Genomic DNA, 26,829 nt, shown 5'->3' on the forward strand with positions numbered 1-26,829 from the left:
GTCGCCTTCCATCGGGCTCGGTGGCGTCGTCGGTCACGTCGACCTATTCTGCCCCGGCGAGCTCGTCGCGGGGCCCGGATGCGGAATTGATGTGTCGGCATCGTCGGACAGACTCCGCGCGAACCACGCACCCATGGCCAGTAGCAGCAGTCCGGTGACGATGAACGCCAGCACGCGGAACATGCCGTCGAGGGTGGCGAGGTCGAACAGGAACAACTTCGCGAGCGCCGCGGCGACCACGGCCAGGCCGCCGGCCAGCAGCGGGGTGCGGGCCGCCGACGGCAACCGGCTGGCGTGGGCGAGCGTTGCGCCGCCGGCGATCATCCATGTGATGGTGGCCATCAGATGGCCGGCGAAGAAGCCCTCCTCGGCACCCGCGACCAGCACCCCGGCGGTGACGGTGAATTCGGTGACTGCATACAACGCCACCACTGCCAGCGTCAGTCCCCACAACTGTTCGGCCGACCGGTCGCTCCGTTGCCGGGTTCGGCTGGCCTTGATCCACATGCCGGCGAGTATCCAGACTGCACCGACCAAGAGCACACACTGAACCAGCGTCGTTGCCGCGATCGCCGGATCGATGACGCGGGCGACGGCGAGGTCGGCGGGCGGGGCCGTCGAGAGGGTGCCGATGCCGCCGATCGTCACGAAAGTGGTGGCGATGCCGCGCATGATGCGCGCCATCGACGTGCTGTGCCGCGCGGTCATCGCGACGACCGTGCCGAACCCGAGGATCGCCGCGACGTCGATGCCGCCGTTGAACGCGGTGGCGACCGCGACCAGCGTCTGCAGCGCCACCGTCATCGCCCAGATCTCGCGGACCGTCGTGGTGACACCCGGAATTCGCGGGCCACTGACCACCAGCAGGAGTAGCGCTGCGGCGCAGGTGGCGATCAGCGAGGCCGCGGACAGGTCGTCGACCAGGGCGCCAGACAACAGGACCGGCGCGGACGTGGCTGCAGTGATGGCCGCGAGCAGCGCCGGCTGCGACGAACTCGGGAGCGCGAGGAGGGCGCTGCCCAGACCGATCACCACGGTGAGCCCAGCAGCCAGGGCGTAGGTCCACATCGTCGTGTCGGGTCCGACCCCCACGCCTGCGAGGACGGCGATCAACACCAACGGCAACGTCGGCGCCGCCATCCGGACGAGGTACAGCCAGGTCCAGTCACGTCCGAGTTGAACCCAACCGGACGCTGCTGCCAGCACGAGCATGAACGACACGAGCACGATGTCGACGCCCTGGGTCAGAGCCGGGGCCAGCACGGCCACCGGGACAACCACCAGTACTCCGAGGGCTTGGCTGTTCCACATGCGACTGAGCGCCAGCCCGGCTCCGGCGATCACAGCTGCCGCGCTCAGCGCGGCCGGCACGCTCAGCCACTCATAGAACCGAGTGGCCGCCAGCACATCCAGATAGCCGGCCGCCACGCCGGTCGCGGCGAGCGCCACGGCGCCGGTGTGTCCGGCGGGCCGACGATGCCACCACGTCGACGCCACCACCAGCGCTATCGCGAAGACGGCGCCGCCGGCCACCCGAACCTCCGGACGCAGGATGCCGGCCTGGGCGGCCAGCACCAGCAGCAGCACGATGCCGATGAGGGTGACACCCACGCCGGCGGCCGCCAGCACACTCGCCACCGTGCCCTTGCGGAAGGCCGTCGCGATGCGGTCGGTCAGTGCCGGACGGGTCGACCGCTGCTGGCTCGGCGGCCACGGTGGTGGTGCAGCGGGAGGCGGCGGCGAGTAGCCGGCGGGCAGGTGGGTGGGGTTCGGCGGCATCGCCCGAGTGGCCATCGCCGGTTTGCGCATGGCTTGGTTGTATGCAGCCGGATTGGGTGCGGCCTGGTTGTGTGCCGCCGGGTTGGGCATGGCCTGGCCGGGTATCGGCGGCGCCGGCATCCACGTCGCCGGAACTCCTGCGGGCGTGGACGTCGCGTCCACCATGATCATCGGCGGTGTCGGCACCATCGGACCGGTCGTCGGCGGCACCTGCCGACCCGGCGGCGGGGACTGCATCGTCGGCGACGGCTGCGACGCTGTCTGTGTCGTCGGTTCGACGAGGACGGCTCGCAGTTCGGCGAAGTCGTCGGACATGCGGTGCATCTGCCGAGACATGTCTGCGAACTCGCCGGAGATCCTGGTCAGCAAGTGGGCGGTGGTCTGGTTCACCGGGGTCTGGTTCATGGCTCAAGAGTCGTCGGCGACGCTCCGTGGCACATGAGTAGAGCTACTCGGTCCGAGCGGGTAAACCTGCGTTCTGCTGGGCTTTTGGCGGTGCGGCGGTGGCCATCGACGTCATTCGGACGCCCGACGACCCGCCGGCCGGATCATCCCTGTTGCCGTGGCGGGGGCCCGCCCGACCCACCTGGTGGCATGCCCGGACCGCCCGGTCCACCCGATGGAGGCGCACCCATACTCTGCTGATTGTCTTCCTTTGCCGCCACGCCGAGGGTGATCGAGATGTCCATGCCGTCGGCGGGGGACCCGGCGACGGTCGCGAGTTCGGCGTCCCATCCGTCGCCGAACACATTGTCGGAAGCCAGCGTCACATTGGACATGTTGGAGATGCTCCGGGCGTAGCCGCTGTCGTAATCGAACACCTCGGTGCAGGCGTCTTCGGGTAGCGCGATCTGCGAGGTCAGTCGGGCATCCGAGCCGGCGACGGCCTGTTCGAGGGAGTCGAAGACCTCGAAGTGGATGTGCGGCCACCGGCCCGCGTAGCAGGCCGGGAAGATCGTGGTGAACCGAACGACGCCATCGGGGTCGGCGACCTGCACGCCGCGCAGGTAGTTCTCGTCGGCAGCGGCGTCGCTGTAGAGGGAGTAGTTGCCTTCGCGATCGCAATGCCACACGTAAACGGCCATACCCTCGCCCGGCGAACAGTCGTCGACCAAGTCCTGCAGGGTGATGGTCAGGGTGGCCGGCACACCCTCGGCGGTGCCCGACGAATCGCCGAAACTCGACCGGATGTCGCTGCGCACGATTCCCGACGCGATCAGCACGTTCGGTCCGTTACTGCCGTCGCCGGGGTACGGGCCGGCTGTCTCCCCTGGCGCGGCCGCCACGCAGCCGTCGGCCGTACCCGTGGCGCCGGCCGCGTCGGTGGACGATGCCCCGGCTGTGCCGGATGCCGCAGAACCGGACCCTGAGGTGTCGGTGCCGCAGGCGGCGGCGGTGGTGGCGACCGCGCCAGTGGCCAACAGCATCAGCGCCCGGCGGCGGCTCAGCGAACGCAGGTCGTAGCGGAGACCTCGGTCGTGTTCGTGTGTCTCATCGTGGCGCTGCATGGACACAACGTACAAACCGGACCTGCCCGTCGTCGGGAGTTCAGCTGTGCGGTTGCTGGGAGGTCTCGGTATGAGAGAACACCGGCGACGGGCCGACGGCGTCCTACAGTGAGGTCATGACCGACGTCGTGAGTCCTGAGTCGCTGGCCGCGGACCTCCCACAAGGCATGGTGGTCACCGACCCCGACATTCTGGAGGCCTATCGGCAGGATCGAGCGCAGGATCCCGCCGCCGGCACTCCGCTGGCCTTGGTCCGTCCGACGACCACCGCCGAGGTGCAGACCACGGTTCGATGGTGTGTACACCACCGCATTCCCTTGGTCACCCGGGGAGCCGGCACCAGCCTGTCCGGTGGGTCGACAGCGGTCGACGGCGCGATCATGTTGTCCACCGAGAAGATGCGCGACCTCCTCGTCGACACCGCCACGCGTACCGCCGTGGTACAGCCGGGACTGTTCAACGCCGAGGTCAAAGCGGCCGCGGCGGCCCACGGTCTCTGGTATCCGCCGGATCCTTCATCATTCGAGATCTGCTCGATCGGCGGCAACGTCGCCACCAACGCCGGCGGGCTTTGCTGCGTGAAATACGGCGTGACCACCGACTATGTCCTCGGACTCGAGGTGGTGCTGGCCGACGGGCGGGCGGTACGACTGGGCGGGAAACAGCTCAAGGATTCAGCCGGGCTGCCCCTGACCAAACTCTTCGTCGGCAGCGAGGGGTTGCTCGGCATCGTCACCGAGGTGACGCTGCGACTGCTCCCTCCGCAGGCGCCGGCGTGCACGGTGGTCGGCAGTTTCGGGTCGGTGCACCAGGCCAGTGAGGCTGTCCTCGCGATCACCTCGCAGATTCGTCCGGCGATGCTCGAATTCATGGATGCGGTGTCGATCAACGCTGTCGAGGACATGTTGCGGATGGGGTTGGATCGCGAGGCGGGTGCGCTCCTTGTGGCCCAATCCGACGCGCCCGGACCCGCCGGCGCGGCCGAGGTGGAGATCATCCAGCGCGCCTTCGAACAGCACGGCGCCAGCGAGGTTTTCGCGACCGATGACGCGCAGGAAGGGGAGGCGTTCACCGCCGCTCGTCGTGCCGCGATCCCGGCGGTCGAGAAGCTGGGATCGCTGTTGCTGGAGGATGTCGGGGTGCCGCTGCCACAACTGCCCGCGCTCATCGACGGGGTCGCGGGGATCGCGGCGGCACGCGACGTGATGATCTCGGTGATCGCGCACGCCGGTGACGGCAACACACATCCGCTCATTGTGTTCGACCCAACCGACTCCGACGAGGCCGCCCGCGCGCAGGCAGCCTTCGGAGAGATCATGGATCTCGCGATCTCGTTGGGCGGCACCATCACCGGCGAACACGGAGTGGGTCGGCTGAAGAAGGCGTGGTTGCCGAATCAGGTCGGCGACGACGTGATGGAACTGACCGCCACCATCAAAAAGGCTCTCGACCCGCACGGTCTGCTCAACCCCGGTGTGCTGCTGTAGGTTTGGCGGCTCTTCCCAGATGAGGGTGTAGGTCGGCCGGGCGCGTCGGTCCGCAGGTGGACGTCGAGGTCTCCCGACGATGGAGGTTCCTACGCCATCCATCCGAAAGACCTCGACGTGACCGACGCTACCCCGCCGGCCGGCTTCGGCCGCCCTGACCTGACCGCCTTCGCGTCTCATCCCAATCGACCCTGATCGAGTCTGCTGACCCCCTCGACGAGAACGCAGCGACATCACAGCCACCCAACCCCGACCGTCCGGGAAGCCGGGACACGTCACATGGCCTGTGCTGCGGGCGTGTCGAGTGGGTCGTCCAGGGGCGACGCAGGAGCGTCGACGCGACGTGCTGAGAGGTGGTTCAAGTCGAGCACTAGGACACCGGCTACAGGCATGGCGATAGGTCAGGAACGGCGTCGCTCCCTACGCAGGAGGGAGCGCAGAGTCTCGGCGTTCGCGTAGCCGACCCGTAGCGCGATCTCGGCGGAGGTGAGGTCCGTGGTTGCTGAGAGGTGCCGAGCTCGTTCGATGCGAAGCCGTTGGACGAAGCCGAGCGGAGTGAGGTTGAGCGCCGCACGGACTCGTCGTTCGAGGGTGCGCCGGCTGGTGCCGAGCGACTGCGCGACGAAGGCGACGTTGAACGGTTCGTCCAGGCGGGCGCGCACGAAGCGTTCGAACTCGACGACGATCGGGTCCTCGTGCCGGAGCTGTTCGTAGGCGACGAAGGCCGCCTGCGACGGACGCTCGTCGATGATGAGGAGCTTGGCGACATGTTGGGCCAGGTCGGGGCTGATCGATCGCACGAGTGAGAGCGCGAGGTCGATGTGGGCGAACGCGGCGCCGGCGGTGACGAGGTTCCCGTCGACCACGACCATGGTGTCGAGATCGAGGGCGACGGTCGGATAGCGCTTCAGGAACTCCGGCCCCAGGAACCAGCTGGTCGTCGCCCGCCGATGATGCATCCGTCCGGTCTCGGCGACAGCGAACACGCCGGTGCACGCCGCGGCGATCCGGGTGGTCGCGTCGTCGAGGCGCCCGAGCGAGGCGATGACCGAACGAGCATCTCGGCTCTGGAGGGCGTCGTTGGTAGCGGCGGCCGTGAGGGTTCCAAGCGCAGGGACGACGACCACGTCGAACTCTGCGGACTCCGACAGCGGGTGGTCCACCGACAGGGTCATCGATGCCGTCGTGGTCACTCTCCGTTTCGGTCCGAGGATGGCGAGTTCGATCGGGTCGATCCGCGGGTCGACATCGCCGCGGGCTCCGTCGGCCACCCGCACGATGTCGATGACCGACGCGACAGCCGAACCGAAGCAGCCGTCGATCGCGATCAGTCCGATACGCATGGCGTAAACAATAGCAATACTGCCGTATACGCCACTTCTCACATGCCCTTGCTCGTCATACGCTGAACTCGCTTCACCAAGAAACCTCGACACTTAGGAGAACCCCTCATGTCCACACCCGCATCACTTCCGTATGCCTTCGTCGCCAAGATCGTCGCGGCCGATGGACAGCACGACGCGCTCGCCGATCTGCTCGCCGGCGCTGTCGCGCTCGCCAACGAAGAAGTAGGAACGATTGTCTGGTTCGCGGTCAGGACCCACGCCGACACCTTCTGGATCTTCGATGCATTCCCCGACGAGGCCGCTCGCGACGCCCACGCCAACGGCGCCATCGTCGCAGCCCTGATGGCCAACCAGCACCTCCTCGGCGCAGCACCCGAGATCCTGGCGGCCGACGTCCTCGCGTCCAAGCTCCCGTAGTCCGCCAACGCACGAGACGACCGCGCCCCGCCGAGCCGTCGCCAGGTCGCGACGCAACGCAACGCCACGCTGCGTTGCCGAGCGGTGCGAGGCCTATCGGCACACGGACAGGATGCCGGCCGCGAGCGCTCAGCCGGCGAGGGGTCCGTCGCAGAGGAGAGCGACGTCGGTGTCGGGCAGAGCCGTGAGGCCAGCGCATCGCGCGACCACCAGAACCGAACCGCCCCTGCCCTGCGTTTCCGCAGGTCAGGGGCTGTTCGCCGGATCCGCCTGTCGGAATCGAACCGACGACCTAATCACGTCGGCTTTGCGTCTATCGCTTGATGCGCCCACTGGGCGAACGAGCCGCTGACCTGCGCAAACGCCGAGCGTGGGGGACGCCGCCATCCGGTGGTGACCGACGACGACCGACCAGTACCGACCGTTTCACCGGAGCTTGCGGCGGCGTCGAAGCCATCCATCCGAAAGACCTCGACGTGTCCGACGCTACCCTGCCGGCCGGCTTCGGCCGCCCTGACCTGACCGCCTTCGCTCGACTCGACGGCCTCGGTCTGAGCGTGACCGGACAACGACTTGAACCGGATCGTGCGGTCCTCGCGTGCCGCGTGGTGGAACCAGATCAGTGGTGCCGACGGTGCGGCAGCGAAGGCGCTGCTCGTGACACCGTGATCCGGCGGTTGGCCCACGAGCCGCTGGGCTGGCGACCGACCGTGCTGGAAGTTGTAGTGCGCCGCTACCGCTGTGCCGACTGCGGACACGTGTGGCGCCAAGACACCAGCGCGGCGGCGGAGCCACGCGCGAGCTCTCGCGCACAGGGCTGCGGTGGGCGCTGGAAGGGATCGTGGTCGCACACCTCATCGTCGCCCGTGTCGCCGAGGGACTCGGGGTCGCGTGGGACACCGCCAACAACGCGGTCCTGGCTGAAGGCAAGCGGCTGCTGATCAACGACCCCACGCGGTTTGAGGGCGTGAAGGTCATTGGCGTCGATGAGTACGTCTGGCGCCACACCAGGCGTGGCGACAAGTACGTCACCGTGATCATCGACCTCACCCCGGTCCGCGATGGCGCCGGCCCAGCAAGGCTGCTGGACATGGTCGAGGGCCGTCGAAGGCGGCGTTCAAGACCTGGCTCGCCGACCGCGACGACGCCTTCCGTGACGCGGTCGAGGTGGTCGCGATGGACGGCTTCACCGGGTTCAAGACCGCCGCTGCAGAGGAGATCCCGGACGCGGTCACGGTGATGGATCCCTTCCACGTCGTGCGCCTGGCCGGTGACGCCCTCGACAGGTGCCGGCGCCGGGTCCAACTCGCGATCCACGGGCACCGTGGGTTCAGGGACGACCCGCTCTACAAGTCGCGGCGCACGCTGCACACCGGCGCGGACCTGCTCACCGACAAGCAGAGCGACAGGCTATGCGCGCTGTTCGTTGATGACGCTCACGTCGAGGTCGAGGCGACCTGGGGTGTCTACCAGCGCATGATCGCCGCCTATCGCCACGAGGACCGGCAACGTGGCCGCGAGCTCATGGAGAAGCTGATCACCGACCTCAGCGCCGGCGTCCCCAAGGTGCTCACCGAGCTCACCACCCTGGGCCGGACCCTGAAGAAGCGAGCCGCTGACGTGCTCGCCTACTTCGAACGACCCGGCACCAGCAACGGGCCGACCGAGGCGCTCAACGGACGGCTCGAACACCTGCGCGGCTCCGCACTCGGGTTCCGCAACCTGACCAACTACATCGCCCGAAGCCTGCTCGAGACCGGCGGCTTCAGACCCCAACTCCTACACCCCCGATTGGGATGAGCCGGTTTGGCGCGGATGGGCTGCCCTTCGTGACGATCCGCCGCTAGCGCTCCGGACGTCCTCGGGCGTCACGAAGGGTCGCCGCACACCACTCGGTACGTGTCCCGCCCAGCGTTCTTCGCCTCGAATAGCGCGCGGTCGGCAGTCTTCAGTGCCAGGTCCACGAGCGCGCCGTCGGTGGCCGGGCGGAGTTTGCTCTCATAGACGACCGCGCCGACGCTCACGGTGATGCGAGGCTCGCAGGGCAGGCCGATCTGGGCGGCCCGGATGCGATTGGCCAGTCCGATGGCCGAAATGCGATCCAGGGAGCCGGCGATCGCGAACTCGTCGCCGCCGAGGCGCCCGACCACCCCTGACTTCCCAACGGCATCCACGAGCACCGCGGCCAACCGTTCGAGAACGTCGTCGCCAACGGCATGCCCGTGGCGATCGTTGATGGCCTTGTAGTTGTCGATGTCCACCACGACGATCGTGAAGGGCCGCGTCGTCTGCCGGGCTGCCGTTTTCGCTATGTAACGGAACCCGCGCCGATTGAGCACGCCGGTCAGCGGGTCGGTGTTGGCCGACTCGATCTGAAGGCGTAGAGCGCGTTTCGACTCCGCGCTGAGATGGCTATCAAGCCCACGGTGCCATTGGCCGCGAGCAACGACACCATGATCCCGTAGAGCGCGGTCGATCCGGGCAGCGTGTCGTCGAGTAACGCTCTCACGCCGATGGTGACGATCACGGCGGTCGAGAAGACGACATGACAGACCATCGCCTGGATGCGGAGAAAGTGCGCGACGTAGCCGCCGATGACCGCGAACAGCGCCGTGCCCTGCAGTGCCATGACCGGCGTCTGGAACGTGGCCAGCGCCGCGGTCAGTCCGAGGTCGGCGTAGATGACGAAGGCGGTGTTGGCGCCTCGCATAGGCATCGTCTCCGACAACCAAATGGTTCGCAGATCGATGCGCGCGATGAGGATCGCGACCGGCACCGTGGTGGCGCTGATGGCGATGAGCGCGCCCATCCGAACCGGGCTCCCCGCCGCACCATCCGGCGACGTCACCGCCAGGACACCCAACAGGCCGATGGCCAGCGTCAGGCCCGCTATTCCATATCGGGGTAGCCGTTCGGAGATCTCGATCTGATCCAAGACATATCGAGGATCCTCGTACGCTTTGGTCCGCGCGGTGTGGGTCGCCTCCCCAAGATTCCCCACGCCTGCAGACCGATTCTCATCGACAAACACCGTTCGCGTCCCGCCCCTGTGCACTGCTGACAACGAACGCGACTCCGTCAGACCCCCATGAAAGGGACACGTTCTTCAAGTTGCGATTGTAGAACGTACATCGCTGCCGCGGGTGGTGAGGGGCTGGCGCCGCGTTACTGCGCGACAGTCGAGTCCACGACGGCCACCGCGCTCAGTGCCGTTCCAGGATCGCCGCGAGATCCGCGCCGTCGGGCAGCGCGCCGTACTCGAACGCGCGGTCGTCGCCCAGGCGTGCGGCGATGAACGCATCGGACACCTCGGCCGGGGAGAACCGCACCAGCAGGGAGGCTTCCAGCGCCAAGGCCATGGATTCGACGACCCCACGCGCGCGACGCTGCGCCGTTGCCCCGTCGGCGCGCACAAGTTCACCCAGCTGATCACGCAGCCGTTCGAGGTGCAGGTCCAGGGTGCGGTTGGCTCCCAGTGCGATGTTGATCTCGGCGTCGAACGCCGCGATCGACTCCGGCTCGCGGGTCATCGCACGCAGCACGTCGAGGGCGATGACATTCCCGGAGCCTTCCCAGACGGCCATGACCGGCTGCTCGCGGTAGCGCATGGCCAGGGGGAATGCCTCGGTGTAGCCGTTGCCGCCGAGACACTCCAGCGCCTCGTAGGAGTGGTGGGGTCCGCGTTTGCAAATCCAGTACTTGGCGACCGCGGTGGCAAGGCGACGGAACGCCTTCTCCTGATCGGTGGCGTCCTCGTCATGGGCGCGAGCCAGGCGCATGGCGGTGATGGTGGCGGCTTCCGATTCCAGGGCGAGGTCGGCGAGCACGGCGGTCATCGCCGGCTGATCGGCCAGCGTCGCGCCGAAGGCGGCCCGGTGGCGAGCGTGCCACACCGCCTCGGCCACAGACTGTCGCATTCCGGCGGCACTGCCGAGGACGCAGTCCAGACGGGTCTGCGCAACCATCTCGATGATGGTGCGCACGCCACGGCCCGGTTCGCCGACCATCACCGCGACGGTGCCGTCGAGTTCGATCTCCGACGACGCGTTCGACTTGTTGCCGAGCTTGTCTTTCAGTCGCTGGATGCGGAAGACGTTGCGGGTGCCGTCGGGCAGAACGCGGGGCAGCAGGAAGCACGAGAGTCCCTCGCCGCCGGGGCCTTGCGCCTGCGCGAGGACCAGGAACGCATCCGACATCGGTGCCGAGCAGAACCACTTGTGTCCGGTGAGCAGATAGTCGGCGCCCGGCCCGCCACGGCCGACCGGTGTGGCAACCGTCGTGTTCGCGCGCACATCGGAGCCACCCTGCTTCTCCGTCATCGACATGCCGAAGATTGCCGATTCCTTGGTGGCCGACAGATCGGGGGAGTAGCTGCGTGACAGTGCTTTCGGCACCCAGTGCGCGGCGACGTCGGGCTGCAGCTCCAGTGACGGAATCACCGCGTGGGTCATCGACACCGGACAGGCGTGACCGGGTTCGATCTGCCCGAACAACATGAAACCCGCGGCACGGGCGACGTGTGAGCCGGGCTGCGGGTCGGCCCAGCAGCGTGTGTGCGAGCCGTGGGCCACCGACGCCTCGATGATCCGGTGGTAGGCGGGGTGGTACTCGACCTCGTCGATCCGGTTGCCCCAGCGGTCGTGGGTGTGCAGCACCGGGGTGATGGTGTTGGCCAGGTGCGCGTCGTGCTGAAACTGCGCACTGCCCACGTGGGCGCCGATCTCCCGGAGCTCATCTTCCGCCCAGCCCGCATCGTGGCGTCGGATCGCTTCGACAAGAACGGTATTCATGTCGAACTCGTTGATATCGACACGCGGGGCGGACTGGTTGAGGACGGTGTGCGTGAGATGCGGTTGCGGGTGGGTGGTGGTCTCGGTGGAGTGTGTCATGGGTTTTCCTTTCGAAGCGGCGCAACTGGTCTCGATACGCCGTCTCGCCTAGGGGCTCGACGGCTACTCGACCAACGACGGGGGAGGCGAATGCTCGATTGTTCCGACTGCTGTTCTCTTCGCTGGGCGATCTCGATGCGAGACCACGTCAAATGGCATGCGCCAACACCCGATCCGGGATCTGCAGGTTGGTGAACACGATCGCGACCGCGTCCTCGAGCCGATCCCCGAGGTGATCGCCGGCGGCCGCCTGCTGGATGACGAGCCCGAAGATGGCCGACCAGAACGCTTTTGCCTCCACGTCGATCGGTGCCCGCAGCTCCCACCCTGTCCGCACCAGAGTTCGCATCAACGCTTCGGCGCCGCGCTCGTGCAACACCTGCAACGTGTCCGCGATCTGCGGTCGAAGGTCGGAACGGCGCGACGCCATCGACATTGCGGTCGTGAACAACTCGACATTGCGGGCCTGCCCGCCGAGTAATGTCGAGATGAGGGCGTGGGTGTACTCGCCGACGGTCGTGGCCGTGCCGGCGGCTTCCTCTGCGGCGCGACCGGCGCGTAGTACCGCGGTGCACGCGACTTCGGTGAACAACTGCTCTTTGGAGCCGAAGTAGTACGTGACCTGGTTCGGATAGGCGTCAGCTCGGTGGCAGATCTGGGCGACCGACGCCGTCTCGCCCTGCTCAGTGAATACCTCGGCCGCCGCGCGCAGCAGGGAGTCGCGGGTGGCCTTGCCGGCTTCGCGACTACCGCGACGTGACGTGGTCATGTGATGAGGGTCGCACATTCTTGTTTGTATGACAAACAAGAATGTGAGGGTGTCGTCCAAGCGCACACCTTCGATATCATGTTCCTGATATCGAAGGTGGCAAAAAATGGAACAGATCCTCATCCGCAATTTACCCGCGGGGACCAAGGCCGCCCTGCGGGCGCGTGCCGAGCAGCATCGCAGGTCGGTAGAGGCGGAGGCTCGCGAGATCCTCGCCGAAGCGCTTGAGCGGGAGCCGGTCACGCTCGTCGACCTGCTGAGTTCCGATGAGGGTGCGGACATCGATTTCGAGCCCGAACGCCTCGGTCTGACTGTCCGATCTGCCGAGTTGTGAAGTACGTCTTGGATACCAACGTGGTATCCGCGCTGAGGGTCCGGGGACGCAACCGACAGGTCGAGATCTGGGCGGCGTCCGTATCGGTGACCGACCAGTTCGTGACGGCGATGACCATGGCAGAACTCGAGTGTGGCGTGGTCACCAAGGAGCGATCCGACCCAGCGCAGGGAGAAGTATTGCGCCGTTGGTTCGAGGAACGGGTCCTGCCTGCATTCGCCGACCGTGTGTTGCCGTTCGATCTGCCCGCAGCACGGGTCTTGGCGACCTATCGGGTGCCCGAGCATGCTCCGTTCGAAGATGCTGTCATCGCTGCTATCGCCCATGCCACCCAGATGACCGTGGCGACACGCAATACCAAGCATTTCGAGCCGCTCGGCGTCCGATGCGTCAACCCGTGGGAACCGAAGGTCTGAGGTGAAACTCAGAACCCGAGCCCACAGATCAAGTCGTTGAACGTGACGCGGCGATGCTGAGATCCGACCTGTTCCTCACCGTTCCACCCCCGCCGGCCACCGCTCGGTGATCATCTCCGTCATCGCGTCGACCCACTCCTCGTCGAGTGCGGCGTCGCGGCGGATGAGGATGCGGAAGATCGCGGTGCCTGCCACCACTTCGGCGAGCATGGGGAGGTGGTCGTCGGCGCGGCGTTCCTGGCCGAAGTGCGTTTCGAATGCGCCGAGGTTGCCGGCCAGCCGGGTGATCATCATGGTGTGGACCTGGGGGTCGGCGACGGTGTCGGCGATCAGGCCGGGTAGCGCCATGCGCACCTCGGGCCGGTCGAACATCGTGCGGACGGTGTCGACCACAGATCGGATGTCGGCGTGGATGTCGCCGGAGCTGAGAGGGGTCGGGATCGAGTCGGTGGGCAGGACCGCCTCGTGCACGAGTTGGGCTTTGCCGGCCCAGCGTCGGTAGATGGCGGCGGTGGTGGTTCCGGCTCGTGCGGCGATCGCCGACAGTGACAGGGCCGAATAGCCCGACTCGAGCAGCAACTCCCGTGTCGCCGTGACGATCGCCGCGTCGATGCGGCTGTCGCGGGGACGGCCCGGTGGGGATGAGGCGGGCGCGCTTGTCTCAGACCCCTTGCCTCGGCTGACGCTTTCTGCTGTCATGAGTTCCACCTTAGTTCCAATACAGTGTGCATCGTATTTGAGGGAGTGTCGGTGAAGCTGAGCCCGCTCGACGAGTATCCGATCCATCAGACGCCGACTCCGGTCTCCTGGCCGGCCACGTCCGATCGAAATTTCTACGACCGCTCGTATTTCAACGTGCTCGACCGTGGCGGGCGGTTCATGGCGCTCACCGGCATCGGCTACTACCCGCGGCTCGGTGTCAAGGACGCCTATTTCGTCGTCCGGCACGGCGATACGCAGACCGCGGTGCATCTGAGCGACGCCATCGACGACGATCGGCTGAATCAACACGTCAACGGCTACCGCCTCGACGTCATCGAACCCCTACAGCAGATACATCTGACGATGGACGAGACGGAGGGTATCGCCGCGGACCTCACCTGGCGCGGTGAGTTCTCCGCTGCGCTCGAGCGTCCACACGACATGCTGACCGACCGTCGAGTGACCCTGCAGGCGTGCCGGTTTGCCCAACTCGGTAGCTGGGAGGGGTGGATCGACGTCGACGGTGAACGGCTGATCGTCGAGCACGATGCCAGCGTGGCCAGCCGCGACCGTTCGTGGGGGATCCGTCCGGTCGGCGAGGCCGAACCGGGTGGACGTCCCGACACATCCTTCCGCGGGATGTGGTGGTTGTACCTGCCTTTGGCGTTCGACGACTATCAATTGTTCCTGATCCTGCAGGAGGACCCGGACGGTCATCGCAGCCTCTACGACTGCACCCGACGATGGCGTGACGGCCGAGTCGAACAGCTCGACGGGGTACGCGTCTCCGTCCACTACACGTCGGGCACCCGGATTCCCTACGGTGCGCACGTCGAGTTCCAGAACCGCGACGGTGATCGGTTTCAGCTCGACATCGAATCGAAGCTGTTCGCACCCATCGCTTTCGGTGCGGGGTACGGCGGTGACGCGACCTGGGCGCACGGCACCTGGAAAGGCGAGTCCTTCGTCGAACGTGTCGGCTTCGACCTGACCGATCCCGAGGTGATGGCCAAGGCTCCGTTCAGCCTCATCGACCACGTCGCCGAAGCAGTTTGCACCGAACCTGACGGTCGGAAGTGTCATGGTGCGGGACTATTCGAACACGGTGTCCTCGGGCCACATCATCCGTCGGGCTTCACCGACTGGACCGACGGAGCGAAGTAGGCAGCCGATGAAGGTCATGACAGCCCTGTTCGGGCCCACCGACGCCGTCGACCGCGCACGTGTTCTGCAGGAGGCCGGCGCGTCAGGCATCTTCACCTTCGAAGGCCCGCACGACGTGTTCACGCCGCTGGTGCTGGCGTCCGGGGTGCGCGGTCTCGATGTGATGTCCAACGTCGCGATCGGACTTCCGCGCAACCCGATCCAACTCGCTCACCAGGCCAACGACCTACAACTACTCAGCGAAGGCCGGTTCATCCTGGGCCTGGGCACCCAGGTGCGCGCCCAGATCGAGAAACGCTACGGCGCGCACTTCGACCACCCGGTGGCGCGGATGAAAGACATGGTGGGCGCGTTGCGCGCGATCTTCGCGACGTGGCAGGACGGTGAACGACTCGACTACCGCGGCGAGTACCACCGGCACACCCTGATGACGCCGACCTTTGTGCCCGGGCCGAACCCGTACGGTCCGCCACCGATTTATCTCGGGGCGCTGGGCCCGCGGATGACCCGGATGACTGCCGAGGTGGCCGACGGCTTACTCGTGATGCCGTTCGGCACCAAGCGATTCCTCCACGAGGTGACGATGCCGGCCGTTCGCGCCGGCTTGGCCGCCGCCGGACGCGTCGACGGCGACTTCGAGGTGGTGCCGGAGATCATCGTCTCGGTCGGAGACGACCATACCTCGACCCGAATGCTGTTGGCTTTCTACGGTTCCACCCCCGCCTACCGGCCAGTCCTGGACGCCCACGGCTGGGGCGAACTGCAGCCGGAACTCAACGCGATGTCCAAGCAAGGGCGCTGGCAGGACATGGCCACGTTGATCGACGACGACATACTGCACACCATCGCAGCCTGCGGCACCCCGACCGAGATCGCCGCGCACATCCGCGCCCGCGTTACCGGGGTGTCCGACCGGATCTGCCTCTATCAACCGGGGCCGATCGACGCCGATGCGTTGGCCGAGATCGTCGACGCGTTGCCCTGACCATGTCGCCGATGACGATTGAACTCGAGGACGTCGCCGGCGTCCGCTACGGCGGAAAGGCCGCCGGACTCGCCGAACTCGGCCGCCTCGGACTGCCGGTGCCGCCGGGGTTCGTCATTGCCGAGGTCACTGCTCAAGCCTCCGCAGATACCGCTGTGCAACGGTTCTCGCAGATGGTTGCGGCTGGTCAGGTCCCGGTGGCGGTGCGCTCGTCCGCGGTCGGCGAGGACGGCGTCGAGCAGTCCTTCGCCGGGCAGTACGACACCGTCCTGGGTGTCGATTCGGTCGACGACTTCGTCGCGGCCGTCCAGCAGTGTGCCGCCTCCGTGCATTCGCGGCGGGCCACCGCGTACCGCGCCGATCAGGACGCCACTATGAATGTGGTTGTCCAACAGATGGTCGACGTGCGCGCAGCCGGTGTCGTATTCACCGCGGACCCGACCACCGGACGTCGTGATTTGGTGGTGATCGACGCCGTCGGGGGTCTGGGTGAGTCGTTGGTCGACGGCTCTGCATCACCCGACCACACCGTCCTCGACGATACTGGTACACCGATAGTGCACGAACTCGCTGGTGCGCAACCGGTTCTGTCATCCACCGAGATCGCCGACATCCGCACCGGCGCACTGCGTGCCGCACACCACTGGGGTGAGCCGATGGACCTCGAATGGGCGATCGACCACGACGGACGGTTGTGGTGGCTGCAGGCCCGGCCCATCACCACCCTGCCCGGCGATCTCGGCGAGATGGACTCGCCGGTTGCCGGAGCCGATCACGTCTACACGCGCTGCAACATCGGCGAGATGATGCCCGGCGCATTCTGCCCGCTCACCGCGGCGGTGTCCGGGTACGCCATCGACCGTGCGATGCAGCAGATCCAAGTGGTCGCGCGAGCCCAGCCCGGCTACGAACGGCCGTGGCTGCAGGTCGGCTACTTCTCGGGGCACATGTTTCTCAACCTCACCGAGGGCACGGCCCTGAGCTCGGGCATCCTCGGCAATTCCCTCGAACAGTTCTCCACGTCGATCTGTGGGCGGGTGATCGACGAGTTGAAACCGAAACCGCCGCAACCATTCCGCCGAAAGCTCGGCAACACCATTCGACTCAGCGCCCATGCCCTGTCCGTCGGGCCGGCGGTCCGGCACCTGGGTGCCCAGATCGCTGAGTTCGAGATACCAACTGGCAACGATCCGCGAAGCATCCTGCAACAGTTGGAGTCCGGCGTCGAGCGCTACTGCGATGTCACGCTGACCCATGTGCGCTCCTCGTCGCGGGCCGCAGTGGCCGCCAACATCCTGGAGAGCGTGCTGATCCGGCGGGCGCTACGACAGGGGCAGACCGAGGAGGACGGGCGGACCGAGGCCGCGCAGCTGATGGCCGGCGCCAGCGATGTCGAGAGCGCGCTCATGCTCGGCGAACTCGATGCGGTGGTCCGGTTGATTGCCGCCGACCCCATGGCGGCGGACGCGTTCCTCTCGGTCACGCCCGAGCGTGCCGTCACCGCTGTGCGCGCCGGCGACGATGAGGCCGCATCGGCGTTGCGTCACTTCCTGAGTCGTCACGGACACCGCGGCTACCGCGAGTTGTGCATGCGCGACCCGTCCTGGGCGGAGGACCCCGCCGGACTGGGGACGATGATGCAGGCCATGCTGCGTGCCACGCACGATCGCGCAGAGCGCGCCCCGACCCGAGTGCAGGTCGACGCGCCCACATCCGCAACGATCCGACTGCTCGCCAGATGGGCGAAGGCCGGTGCCCGCGGACGTGAGGAGACGAAGTCGAGGATGGCGCTGATGGCCCACTCGCTCAAACTCGGCTATCGGCACCTCGGTGAGGTCCTCGCCGCGGCAGGGCGATTGCCCGACGCCGACCTCGTCTTCTTCTTCGACCGCGCCGAACTGCACCGCATCGTCGGCGTAGAGAACATCGACGGCCTCGTCACACGCGCGCAGCAGCGTCGCGCGGCCCTGGCCTACCAAGACGCGCTGGACTTCGACGACGTGTCGATCGGGCGGCCCACCGCGCGCATCGCGCCACCGCCACGGTTGGTGGGTGACGATGCGATTGTCGGCCGGCCCGCCGGGCGCGGGGTGGCCGAGGGGGTGGTGCGTGTCGCGAAGACCATCGCGCAGGCACGCGACGTCCAGCGCGGCGAGATCCTGGTTGCTCCGGTCACCGACGTCGGATGGACGCCGTACTTCACCGTCATCGCCGCTCTCGTCACCGACATCGGCAGTTCGGTCTCCCACGGAGCTGTGGTGGCCCGCGAATACGGGCTGCCCTGCGTCGTCAACACCCTCATCGCCACCCAGGTACTCGTCACCGGCGACCGGGTGCGGGTGGACGGGGACCGCGGGGTGGTCACCCGTCTTGAGAAGGTCTGAGGGCCGGAGTTCGCAGACTCCACCCGGTGCCGACGGCCGCCTACTCGATAGGGTGGCCGGATGGCCGGAACCTCGACGCGACTGCTTCCCGGCCTCGTCTACGCAGCACTGACCACCGCTGTGGTCAGTTCGCTCGGCATGCTGCTGGTGCCCAGCGTCGCCGAGGAATATGACGTCGCCGTCGGGACCGCGCAGTGGATGTTGACCATCAACCTGCTGGTCGGCGCGGTGACCACGCCCGTGATGGGACGGCTCAGCGACGGCCCGCACAAGAAACGTCTGCTGATCTGTGCGCTCGCGGTGATCCTGCTCGGATCGGTGATGGCTGCGGTCGCGCCGACGTTCGCGGTGTTCCTGGCCGGCCGCGCACTGCAGGGACTGTCGTACGGCATTGTGCCCGTCACGATCGCGCTCGCACGCCGTTATCTCTCCGACGACCTGGTGCGGCCGGGGATCTCGGCGCTGTCGGTGACGGTGGCCACCGGGCTGGGCGTCGGCTACCCGCTGACCGGTGTGCTCGCGTCCGGGTTCGGGTTCCGCATGGCGTTCGTCGCCGCCGCGATCTTCCTCGTCACCGCGATGGTGACGGTCTGGGCGGTGGTGCCCTCCGGGCCCGACGAACGTGCTCCCCGGCAACGGTTCGACGTGCCCGGAGCGGTACTCCTCGGCGCAGGCCTGTCCGCGGTGTTGCTCGCCGTCAGTGAAGGTCCCGATTGGGGGTGGTTGAGTGTGCGGACCATCGGGGCGTTCGCCGTCGGTGTCGCGGTGCTCGTCGGCTGGGGAGTGGTGGAACTGCGCACTCCGCATCCGATGATCAACCTGCGCATCTTCCGGCACACCGACGTGATCCTCGCCAACGGCACCGCGATCGGACTCGGTGCGGCCCTCTACATCGGGTTGTCCATCGCCAGTCTCATCGCGCAGGCACCCACCGACACCGGCTACGGCATCGCCCTGCCGTTGCTGTGGGCGGGTTTTGTGATGCTGCCGCTGTCGGTGGGGAGTTTCGGCGCGAATCGGGTGGTCCGACTGCTCGCTGCGCGCGTCGGCCTACCCACCCTGCTGCGGGTGGGTACCGCGACCATGGCCGTCGCGGCGTTTCTGATGTTGTTCGCGCACGACGCGTTGTGGGAGATCCTGATCGGGATGTTCCTGTTCGGCGTCGGCCTCGGTACCGCGTACGCCGCGATGCCCGCGTTGATCGCGCGCACCGTCGTCACCGAGGAGCTCGGCAGCGCGGTCAGCTTCAACCAGGTGTTGCGCACCGTCGGTGGTGCCGGCGGTAGCGCATTGTCGGGGGCGGTGCTGGCCGCGCATCCCGGGTTGGGGACGTTTCCGGACAACAGTGGCATCGTGCTCGCGCTGGCGTTGAGCGCCATCGGCTGTTCGATCGTTTTTGTCGCCCTGGTGGTGCATTTCGTGGTGCGGCGGTGAGCGTGTCGTTCAATCTGGGGTTGTTCAGGGGGACGAGGTAGGTAGGCTGCATCCCCTCTGCGCGAACTCACTCGGATCATCGCGTCTCTACCGGCTCACCGCAACGGTTGCGCATAGAGGTCGTCGATGACTTCCGCGTACTTTGCCGCCACGCCGCGGCGTTTCAGTTTCATCGTCGGCGTCAACTCGTCGGAATCGGGCAGCCACTCGGCCGACAGGAGACGATACCGCTTGATCTGCTCGACCCGCGACAACTGGGCATTCGCCTTCTCGACAGCGTCGTCGATCTCCGCGACGAGGGCTCGATCGGCGACCAGATCCGACGGTGCGGCACCCTCTAGCCCATGCGAGGCGGCGAAGGTTCGGAGGGCATCCGGGTCGAGCACCACCAGGGCCACGTTGTAGGGCCGCTGGTCACCGATCACGCATGCTTGACCGATCAGCGGTGATGCACTCTTCAGCTTGCTCTCGATGTTGACCGGCGACATGTTCTTGCCCGCCGCGTTGATGATGAGCTCCTTCTTCCGATCGACGATCGTGACCCAGCCGTCGTCGTCGATGGTCGCGATGTCCCCGGTGTGGAGCCAGCCGTGGTTGTCGATCGCCTCGGCGGTCTTCGCCGGGTCGCGTCGATAGCCTCGCATGACGTGGGGCCCGCGCAAGAGGAGTTCGCCGTCGGCGGCCAGCTTGGCCTCGGTACCCGGCTGTGCCAGTCCGACTTTGCCCACCCGGATGTCGGTGGGGATGTTGGTGAAGCCGAGCGCTCCGGTCTCGGACATGCCGAAGCCTTCCTGCAGTGGCAGGCCGAGCGCCAGGAAGAACTCGTGCACAGCGGGTGCGATCGGCGCCGCTCCTGTCATCAGGAGTTCGACGCGGTCGAATCCGAGCTGCGTTCGGAGTGCGGCGAAGATCTGCTCGTCGGCGAGTGATACTCCGGCGGCGAGATCGGGCGGTACGCTCTCACCTCGCTGTTCGAGACGGACCACGTTCTGTGCGGCATCGACTGCTGCGAGGGTGGGGGGCCGCTGTTCTTCGGGCAGCGCGGAGAACCGCGACAACAGGGCTGAGCGCAGCTTCTCCCAGATCCGTGGGACACCCAGGAACCATGTCGGATGAGCGTCTGCGACCGCAGCGAAGACGGTGCTCGCATCCTTAACGGTGGTGATCGGCCAGCCGGTCACCGTGGCAAGGTAATGCGAGAACACCCGATCCGCCGCGTGGGCGGTCGGCAGATACGAGATCGCGGCCCCGTCGGCCACGAACGGAAACCGGATGTTGCACGTGTGCATGACGAACATCAGGTTCGCGTGGGTGAGTTCGACGCCCTTGGGGGCGCCTGTGGTGCCGGAGGTGTAGATCAAGGTTGCGAGATCAGTGGGTTCGACGGCACGCCAGGTGGCCTCGAAGTCGAACTCCGCGGGACGACGGCGGCGCAGCTCGACCAATGACAATGACTGCGCGGCACCGATATTATGGCTCTTGGCGTCGTCGTCGACTACGACCACATGCTTTAGTTGCGGTGCCGCCGTGCGTCCGAGGACATCGAGGAATGCGTCTGCAGTCACGACCACCGCATTCCCGGCGTTGCCGAACAGGTAGCTGATCTGATCGGGCGCGGAGGTCAGGTAGATGGAGAACGGCGTTGCACCCAGGTGTAGTACTGCCATGTCGACGATGTGGAACTCCGGGCTGTTCGGCAGCATGATCGCGACGGTGTCACCGCGGGTGACCCCGAGATCGGCCAGGCCCGCTGCGACTTCTTCGACCGCGGCGGCATACTCACGCCACGTGAGCGTCCGATCCTCGCCGAATGCGACCAGGGCCGGGCTCGCGCCACGGTCCGCTGCGGTCGCCTGAAACGCTCCGACAAGCGTGGTCTCGGCGATCCCGGGCGCGGTGTTCGTGGTGGCGGATTTCGCGGTTTCTGCTGTCTGGGTCATGCTGGCCTCGCCTCGTTGATGGTGAACCGATCGAAATCAGTGTTCTATTGCGCGGGTACGGATTCGGCGTCAGCGTCGATGACCCCGAGGGACGGCGAGCCGTCGAGTAGGAAGTCGTCGAGGTGCGGTCGGTGAACGCGTCGCCAGTAATCGACGTAACGCCATGGACTGTTGGTGACGATTCGTCCACCGGCGTTCCGGTAGTAGGTCGTCGTTCCGCCGAAGTCCCAGACGGTATGGGCCAGCGCCTCGTCGAGTTCGTCGTTGTAGTGGTCATGAACATCTTGACGGACTTCCACCGTGGACAGCTCGTCGTCGACCATCGCACTGATGAGGGCGGTGATGTGCTGTATCTGCATCTCGGTACCGGCGATGACCGTTCCGCCGTGCCCGGTATTCGTGTTGGGGCCATACAGACAGAAGAAGTTGGGGAAGCCGGGGATCGAGATTCCCAGATGTGCCCGCCCGTCTCCCTCTCCCCAGACGTCGCGGAGCGACTTTCCGTCGCGACCGCGTACGGTCAACGACGCCAGGACGTCGACAGCCTTGAAACCGGTGGCCAGAACGAGGACATCGGCGTCGAATTCGGATCCATCGGCCGTACGGATGCCGGTCGAGGTGATCGATTCGATGCCTTCGGTCACCAGTTCCACATTGTCACGTGTGAGGGCCCGGAACCAGCCGGCATCGATCAGCAGGCGCTTTCCATACGGTGGGTAGTCCGGCAGGCTCTTGGCGAGAAGGTCTGGGTATCCGGCCAATTCGTGTTCGATATATGTGGTGAGAAGTGCCCGGAGCCGATCGTTGGCCTTGTTGACCGCTCTACCGAGATGCGGATAGTCGGGGTCGACCTGGAGCAACTTCCACACCTTGTCGCCCATCCGCCAAAACAGACGGACTCGGTACCACGCGAGGTAATAGGGAACGTGTCGATTGAGAAAGTGGAGAGATTCAGGGACGTCGGCGCCCTTCAATGGATGCGGCATCGCCCATTGGGGTGTCCTCTGAAAAACGGTGACCTTGTCGGCGATCTCTGCGCTTGCAGGCACGAACTGCATTGCGCTGGCGCCTGTTCCGATCACCGCGACGCGTTTGCCGGCGAGCTCGATGGTCGGATCCCATGTGGCGGTGTGCAGAGCAGGTCCGGTGAAGTCTTCGAGCCCGGGCAGACTGGGGGCACTCGGTTGATTGAGGAGTCCGACCGCGCTGATGACGACGTTGGCGTCGAGAACCTCGGGTTCGCCGTCCCCGGTGGCCGGACCGATCGTCACCGACCATCGTTCGGACTCCTCGTCGAACTCTGCTGTGTGTACCAGCGTGCCGAAACGACTGTGATCGAGGACCCCGTGTCGCTCAGCGAGTGCACGCCAGTAGTCCGCCAGCTCCTGCTGCGGCGCAAAGTAACTGGACCAGTCCGGCTTCGGGTCGAAGGAGAGTGCGTAGAGATAGCTCGGGGTGTCGACTCCACATCCTGGATAGACGTTCTCATGCCACGTGCCGCCGACCGTGGTGTTCTTGTCGATGAGTAGGTAGTCGATGCCGGCCTGACCGAGGCGGACGGCCATCGCGAGGCCTGAGATGCCCGCACCGACGATGATGACCCGGAAGCCCTCCCGGGGTGTTCGTGTGGGCTCCGTGTGACGGGCGTAGAGGCCCATCTCCTCGCCGAGCAACTGACCGTATCCGTCGGGGATGGGCTCAGCCAGCATCACCGACAGAATGCGCGCAAGACGTTCTGGATTCGCCGAGGATTCGGGCGTCGACAGTGTGCCGTCGCGCCATGCGAGCAGCGCATCGGCGGCTTCGACGCGGATCCGCTGTGCCGTCTTCTCGTCGAACCCGCCCATGTCGTGATCGCCGAGATCCTTCGGAGCCGTCGGCAGGTAGGGCTCGTCGATCCATCGATCGTCACCGGTCAGCAGGGCCAGCGAACCGAGCAGGGTCGGCAGATTCGCGTTCGCGAGGGCTGCGTGGAGCTCGTCGTCGCCGAAGTCGGCGCTCGGTTCAAAAGCGCCCGCCGGTCGACCGCCGGACAGGGATTCGCTGTGAGGTCTGGACTCCGCCATACATCTGACCATACAATCTGTTCAGACGTGGTGTCAATCACATCGCGATTCCCGACCATGCCGCGGTCAAGCGAAGGCTGAAGGCCTTGCGGCACTGACGTATACATAGTGTATGGATAGAATGTATGGTACGGACATGAATGATTCTCCGAGTTCTCGGCGCACCGTCTTCGATCACGAGCACGAGGCGTTCCGCGACAGCTTCCGCACCTTTCTTCACCGTCGGGTGATTCCCGAATACGACAAATGGGAAGCCGACGGACTGGTGCCTCGCGAGGTGTTCGTCGACGCCGGTGCCCACGGCTTCCTCGGTATGGCCGTCGACGACGAGTTCGGCGGGGGAGGTGTCGATGACTTCCGTTTCAACGCCGTCATGGCTGAAGAGGTCGCCCGTGCGGGGGTGATGTCATTCGGGATCAACCTGCACAACGACATCTGCGTTCCGTACTTCATCCGCTACGCCGACGACGAGCAGCGACGACGCTGGCTTCCCGGACTCTGCAGCGGCGAGCTCGTCGCCGCGATCGCGATGACGGAACCGGGTACCGGCTCCGATCTGGCGGGCATCACCAGTACGGCCGTCCGCAGGGGTGATCACTTCGTGCTCAACGGTGCGAAGACCTTCATCTCCAACGGGATGAACGCCGATGTGGTGATTGTCGCCGCCCGAACCCACAACGGCACGAATCGACATGGCGGACTGACTCTGTTCGTCGTCGAGCGCGACATGGCCGGCTTCTCTCGGGGACGCAATCTGGAGAAGATCGGAATGCACGCACAGGACACAGCCGAGTTGTTCTTCGACGACGTCGAGGTTCCGGTGTCCAACGTTCTCGGAGAGGTGAACGAGGGCTTCCGCTATCTGGTGTCCAATCTGCCGCAGGAACGGATGACGATCGCGGTGGCGAGCGCTGCTGCCGCAGCCACAGCTGTTGATCTGGCGGTCGACTACGTCTCGTCGCGAAAAGCATTCGGACGACAGCTCTCCGCGAACCAGAACACCCGATTCACGCTTGCCGACGCTCACGTCCAGACCGAGGTGGTCAGAAGCTTTGTCGACGACTGCTTGCGTGCCCACGTGGCCGGGGAACTCGGTGCCGACCGTGCCGCCATGGCGAAGCTCGCCGCGACCGAGGTCCAGGGCCGAGTGGTGGACAAGTGTCTCCAGATGTTCGGCGGATACGGATACATGGCGGAGTATCCGATCGCACGTGCGTATGTCGACGCCCGTGTACAGCGGATCTATGGGGGGACGAGCGAGATCATGAAGGAGATCATCGGCAAGTCCCTGTTCGACGGTGTCGGTCGGGGTGAAACCTCGTGAAGCGGACGATATTCGAACCAGAGCATGAGCAATTTCGCGAGTCGGTGCATGCGTTCCTGCTGAAAGAGGCCGTCCCCCACACGAAGCGATGGGAGGAGCGCGGAGAGGTCGATCGCGACTTCTGGACGGCGGCTGCAGAGCAGGGCATGGTCGGTTTCGCCGCGCCGGAAGAGTACGGCGGGGCGGGACTCCGGGACTTCCGCTTCAACGCGGTGCTGAACGAGGAAGTGGTGCGAACCGGAACAGTCGGAGACGGATTCTCTCTCACCAATGACATCGTGCTGCCGTACTTCCTCGACATCGCGACCGAGGAACAACAGGCGAGATGGCTGCCCGGCATTGTGTCCGGTGATATCGCAATCGCGATTGCCATGTCCGAACCGGGAGCGGGTTCAGATCTCCGTGCGATCAAGACTGCGGCGGTCAAGGTCGCAGACGGCTGGAAGCTCAACGGGTCGAAGACCTTCATAACCCGCGGCATTCAGGCAGATCTGGTCATCGTTGCTGCGCGGGTACCCGAAGACTTCGGCGGCGGGCTGGGTCTGTTCGTCGTCACAGCCGGTCACGATGGCTTCGTCAAGGGACGCAAACTGGAGAAGATCGGCCGAAAAGCTCAGGACACGGCCGAGCTCTTCTTCGAAGATGTCATCGTGCCCGACTCCGATGTGCTCGGTGAGCCGGGAAAAGGGCTCTCGTTGATGATGGGAAACCTTTCACAGGAGCGGCTGTCGATGGCCGTCGTCGCGGTGACCAATGCCGAGTACGCGCTCGAGACGTCGGTGGCGTATGGGCTGGAGCGCAGAGCATTCGGGCAGCCTATCGGAAGCTTCCAGGCGAACCGGTTCACCCTGGCGGAGCTGGCGACGCAGGTGTCGATCGCGCGGGTGTACGTGGACCGGTGCATCGAGGCGCAGAATGCCGGCGAGTTGACGGCCGCAGAGGCCGCGGGAGCGAAGTTCTGGACGACCGAGTTGGAGTTCTCGGCGCTCGACACCTGCCTCCAGCTGCACGGCGGTTATGGCTACATGGAGGAGTACGACATAGCGCGCCGCTGGCGAGACGCTCGGGTCCAGCGGCTCTACGGCGGCACGAACGAGATCATGCGTGAGATCGTCGGTCGGTCTCTGGGTCTGTGATGACCTGAACGGTGGTTGCCCGGGAGGGGAGGTCGACCGGGCAACCACCAGGTCTCATTCGCTCACAACGGTTCCGGATGCGGAGAGATCGTCGATCTCCTCCGTCGAGTATCCGGCTGATCGTAGGATCTCGATGGTGTCCGCACCCGGGGCACGGCGTGGCCGCGGCATGGTCGGCGGCCGGCCGTCGAAACGTGGCGCGGGCGCCGGTTGTACGACTCCGCTCACGGACGTGAATGTCCCGCGCGACACGTGGTGAATCGCCCCGGGTTTGCTGGAGGCTCGGTTAGTTGGTTCCAGCGTTTGCGGGGACCGGGTTCTCACGGTAGCTGGTGACGGTGTGGGTCGACCAGTAGGCGCTCTCGTACTCGACGGGTGGGACGTGTCCGATCTCGCCGTGCAGGCGGCGGTGGTTGAACCATTCGACGTACTCAGCGACGGCGATCTCGACCTCGCCCACACCTGCCCAGCCGCCTCGCGGGCGCATCACGGGGTTACGGATGCATTCGGCTTTGAACAGCGAGTTGAACGCCTCAGCCATCGCGTTGTCGTATGAATCCCCTTTGGAGCCAACAGATGTCACCGCTTCGGCTTCGGCCAGTCGTTCGGTGTAGCGGATGGCTCGGTATTGCACTCCGCGGTCGGAGTGGTGGATCAGCCCGGCCACGTCGTGGCCGGCACGCGACCGTGCCCACAATCCCATGTTCAGGGCGTCGAGGGCGAGGTCGGTGTGCATGGTGGTCGAGACC

21 protein-coding genes and 1 pseudogene are annotated in these 26,829 nt (G+C 66.1%); 11 read left to right on the top strand and 11 right to left on the bottom strand.

The features are described 5' to 3' along the window. Positions 1–33 precede the first annotated feature (33 nt). Positions 34–2,184: a DUF2339 domain-containing protein gene (locus tag L1892_RS03110; protein WP_235721956.1), complete on the bottom strand. Its 2,151-nt coding sequence runs from the start codon at positions 2,182–2,184 to the stop codon at positions 34–36. 143 nt (positions 2,185–2,327) lie between these two features. Further along, the gene (locus L1892_RS03115) at positions 2,328–3,287 is read right to left on the bottom strand and encodes an intradiol ring-cleavage dioxygenase (RefSeq protein WP_235721957.1); all 960 of its coding nucleotides are present in this window, start codon (positions 3,285–3,287) and stop codon (positions 2,328–2,330) included. A gap of 116 nt (positions 3,288–3,403) precedes the next feature. On the opposite strand from L1892_RS03115, the gene L1892_RS03120 reads away from it, so the two are divergent. Then, positions 3,404–4,774: an FAD-binding oxidoreductase gene (locus L1892_RS03120; protein ID WP_235721958.1), complete on the top strand. Its 1,371-nt coding sequence runs from the start codon at positions 3,404–3,406 to the stop codon at positions 4,772–4,774. Between the two features lie 401 nt (positions 4,775–5,175). Here L1892_RS03120 and L1892_RS03125 read toward each other — a convergent pair whose 3' ends face one another. After that, positions 5,176–6,117 (bottom strand): GlxA family transcriptional regulator, encoded by a 942-nt coding sequence (locus tag L1892_RS03125; RefSeq protein WP_235721959.1) that lies wholly within the window; start codon positions 6,115–6,117, stop codon positions 5,176–5,178. Between the two features lie 108 nt (positions 6,118–6,225). Between L1892_RS03125 and L1892_RS03130 the strand changes: the two genes are divergently transcribed. Both L1892_RS03130 and L1892_RS03135 read left to right on the top strand, forming a co-directional pair. Next, entirely contained in the window at positions 6,226–6,537 is a 312-nt protein-coding gene (locus L1892_RS03130; RefSeq protein WP_003941073.1) for a putative quinol monooxygenase, read from the top strand. A 476-nt stretch (positions 6,538–7,013) separates the two neighbouring features. Beyond that, positions 7,014–8,337, top strand: a pseudogene (locus tag L1892_RS03135) (ISL3-like element ISPfr2 family transposase). A 68-nt stretch (positions 8,338–8,405) separates the two neighbouring features. Here the strand turns inward: L1892_RS03135 and L1892_RS03140 are convergent. The 4 genes from L1892_RS03140 to L1892_RS03155 all read right to left on the bottom strand — a co-directional run bounded on the left by L1892_RS03140 (position 8,406) and on the right by L1892_RS03155 (position 12,195). Beyond that, on the bottom strand, positions 8,406–8,876 hold the full coding sequence (locus tag L1892_RS03140) for a GGDEF domain-containing protein (protein WP_235721960.1): 471 nt from the start codon (positions 8,874–8,876) through the stop codon (positions 8,406–8,408). A gap of 5 nt (positions 8,877–8,881) precedes the next feature. After that, positions 8,882–9,472: a hypothetical protein gene (locus L1892_RS03145; protein ID WP_235721961.1), complete on the bottom strand. Its 591-nt coding sequence runs from the start codon at positions 9,470–9,472 to the stop codon at positions 8,882–8,884. Positions 9,473–9,740: 268 nt separating this feature from the next. Then, positions 9,741–11,426 (bottom strand): acyl-CoA dehydrogenase family protein, encoded by a 1,686-nt coding sequence (locus tag L1892_RS03150; protein ID WP_235721962.1) that lies wholly within the window; start codon positions 11,424–11,426, stop codon positions 9,741–9,743. A gap of 148 nt (positions 11,427–11,574) precedes the next feature. Then, the gene (locus L1892_RS03155; RefSeq protein ID WP_235721963.1) at positions 11,575–12,195 is read right to left on the bottom strand and encodes a TetR/AcrR family transcriptional regulator C-terminal domain-containing protein; all 621 of its coding nucleotides are present in this window, start codon (positions 12,193–12,195) and stop codon (positions 11,575–11,577) included. A 106-nt stretch (positions 12,196–12,301) separates the two neighbouring features. Between L1892_RS03155 and L1892_RS03160 the strand changes: the two genes are divergently transcribed. Both L1892_RS03160 and L1892_RS03165 read left to right on the top strand, forming a co-directional pair. Further along, positions 12,302–12,529, top strand: coding sequence for a FitA-like ribbon-helix-helix domain-containing protein (locus L1892_RS03160; protein WP_235721964.1), 228 nt, complete (start codon positions 12,302–12,304; stop codon positions 12,527–12,529). Positions 12,530–12,537: 8 nt separating this feature from the next. Continuing rightward, the gene (locus L1892_RS03165; RefSeq protein WP_235721965.1) at positions 12,538–12,945 is read left to right on the top strand and encodes a type II toxin-antitoxin system VapC family toxin; all 408 of its coding nucleotides are present in this window, start codon (positions 12,538–12,540) and stop codon (positions 12,943–12,945) included. Between the two features lie 75 nt (positions 12,946–13,020). Here L1892_RS03165 and L1892_RS03170 read toward each other — a convergent pair whose 3' ends face one another. After that, a complete protein-coding gene (locus L1892_RS03170; RefSeq protein ID WP_235721966.1) occupies positions 13,021–13,644 on the bottom strand; it encodes a TetR-like C-terminal domain-containing protein in 624 nt (207 codons plus the stop codon). 51 nt (positions 13,645–13,695) lie between these two features. On the opposite strand from L1892_RS03170, the gene L1892_RS03175 reads away from it, so the two are divergent. The 4 genes from L1892_RS03175 to L1892_RS03190 are packed head-to-tail and all read left to right on the top strand — an operon-like array spanning position 13,696 to position 19,614. Next, on the top strand, positions 13,696–14,811 hold the full coding sequence (locus tag L1892_RS03175) for an Rv3169 family protein (RefSeq protein WP_372474944.1): 1,116 nt from the start codon (positions 13,696–13,698) through the stop codon (positions 14,809–14,811). Positions 14,812–14,818: 7 nt separating this feature from the next. After that, entirely contained in the window at positions 14,819–15,796 is a 978-nt protein-coding gene (locus L1892_RS03180; RefSeq protein ID WP_235721968.1) for a TIGR03617 family F420-dependent LLM class oxidoreductase, read from the top strand. Between the two features lie 2 nt (positions 15,797–15,798). Next, complete coding sequence (locus L1892_RS03185) at positions 15,799–18,180, top strand: PEP/pyruvate-binding domain-containing protein (protein WP_235721969.1); 2,382 nt, start codon at positions 15,799–15,801, stop codon at positions 18,178–18,180. A gap of 60 nt (positions 18,181–18,240) precedes the next feature. After that, positions 18,241–19,614 (top strand): MFS transporter, encoded by a 1,374-nt coding sequence (locus tag L1892_RS03190; RefSeq protein WP_235721970.1) that lies wholly within the window; start codon positions 18,241–18,243, stop codon positions 19,612–19,614. Positions 19,615–19,709: 95 nt separating this feature from the next. Here the strand turns inward: L1892_RS03190 and L1892_RS03195 are convergent, their stop codons facing one another. Then, complete coding sequence (locus tag L1892_RS03195; RefSeq protein ID WP_235721971.1) at positions 19,710–21,554, bottom strand: AMP-dependent synthetase/ligase; 1,845 nt, start codon at positions 21,552–21,554, stop codon at positions 19,710–19,712. A 44-nt stretch (positions 21,555–21,598) separates the two neighbouring features. Beyond that, entirely contained in the window at positions 21,599–23,620 is a 2,022-nt protein-coding gene (locus L1892_RS03200; protein ID WP_235721972.1) for a flavin-containing monooxygenase, read from the bottom strand. A 121-nt stretch (positions 23,621–23,741) separates the two neighbouring features. Here L1892_RS03200 and L1892_RS03205 point away from each other — a divergent pair, with 121 nt between their 5' ends. Both L1892_RS03205 and L1892_RS03210 read left to right on the top strand, forming a co-directional pair. Continuing rightward, the gene (locus tag L1892_RS03205; RefSeq protein ID WP_372474953.1) at positions 23,742–24,944 is read left to right on the top strand and encodes an acyl-CoA dehydrogenase family protein; all 1,203 of its coding nucleotides are present in this window, start codon (positions 23,742–23,744) and stop codon (positions 24,942–24,944) included. After that, entirely contained in the window at positions 24,941–26,080 is a 1,140-nt protein-coding gene (locus L1892_RS03210; protein ID WP_235721974.1) for an acyl-CoA dehydrogenase family protein, read from the top strand. Before L1892_RS03205 ends, L1892_RS03210 begins: the two co-directional genes overlap by 4 nt. Positions 26,081–26,366: 286 nt before the next feature. Here the strand turns inward: L1892_RS03210 and L1892_RS03215 are convergent. After that, on the bottom strand, positions 26,367–26,829 hold a 463-nt coding region (locus L1892_RS03215; RefSeq protein ID WP_235721975.1), incomplete at its 5' end, for an integrase core domain-containing protein.

Source organism: Gordonia tangerina (genome assembly GCF_021556435.1).
Lineage (GTDB): Bacteria > Actinomycetota > Actinomycetes > Mycobacteriales > Mycobacteriaceae > Gordonia > Gordonia tangerina.

What these genes read in the sequence shown, in the direction of transcription:
- L1892_RS03110 (WP_235721956.1), bottom strand. Translation starts at nt 2,184, where the DNA reads ATGAACCAGACCCCGGTGAACCAGACCACCGCCCACTTGCTGACCAGG.
- L1892_RS03160 (WP_235721964.1), top strand. Translation starts at nt 12,302, where the DNA reads ATGGAACAGATCCTCATCCGCAATTTACCCGCGGGGACCAAGGCCGCC.
- L1892_RS03155 (WP_235721963.1), bottom strand. Translation starts at nt 12,195, where the DNA reads ATGACCACGTCACGTCGCGGTAGTCGCGAAGCCGGCAAGGCCACCCGC.
- L1892_RS03120 (WP_235721958.1), top strand. Translation starts at nt 3,404, where the DNA reads ATGACCGACGTCGTGAGTCCTGAGTCGCTGGCCGCGGACCTCCCACAA.
- L1892_RS03195 (WP_235721971.1), bottom strand. Translation starts at nt 21,554, where the DNA reads ATGACCCAGACAGCAGAAACCGCGAAATCCGCCACCACGAACACCGCG.
- L1892_RS03125 (WP_235721959.1), bottom strand. Translation starts at nt 6,117, where the DNA reads ATGCGTATCGGACTGATCGCGATCGACGGCTGCTTCGGTTCGGCTGTC.
- L1892_RS03185 (WP_235721969.1), top strand. Translation starts at nt 15,799, where the DNA reads ATGTCGCCGATGACGATTGAACTCGAGGACGTCGCCGGCGTCCGCTAC.
- L1892_RS03170 (WP_235721966.1), bottom strand. Translation starts at nt 13,644, where the DNA reads ATGACAGCAGAAAGCGTCAGCCGAGGCAAGGGGTCTGAGACAAGCGCG.
- L1892_RS03180 (WP_235721968.1), top strand. Translation starts at nt 14,819, where the DNA reads ATGAAGGTCATGACAGCCCTGTTCGGGCCCACCGACGCCGTCGACCGC.
- L1892_RS03200 (WP_235721972.1), bottom strand. Translation starts at nt 23,620, where the DNA reads ATGGCGGAGTCCAGACCTCACAGCGAATCCCTGTCCGGCGGTCGACCG.
- L1892_RS03205 (WP_372474953.1), top strand. Translation starts at nt 23,742, where the DNA reads ATGTATGGTACGGACATGAATGATTCTCCGAGTTCTCGGCGCACCGTC.
- L1892_RS03150 (WP_235721962.1), bottom strand. Translation starts at nt 11,426, where the DNA reads ATGACACACTCCACCGAGACCACCACCCACCCGCAACCGCATCTCACG.
- L1892_RS03190 (WP_235721970.1), top strand. Translation starts at nt 18,241, where the DNA reads ATGGCCGGAACCTCGACGCGACTGCTTCCCGGCCTCGTCTACGCAGCA.
- L1892_RS03130 (WP_003941073.1), top strand. Translation starts at nt 6,226, where the DNA reads ATGTCCACACCCGCATCACTTCCGTATGCCTTCGTCGCCAAGATCGTC.
- L1892_RS03115 (WP_235721957.1), bottom strand. Translation starts at nt 3,287, where the DNA reads ATGCAGCGCCACGATGAGACACACGAACACGACCGAGGTCTCCGCTAC.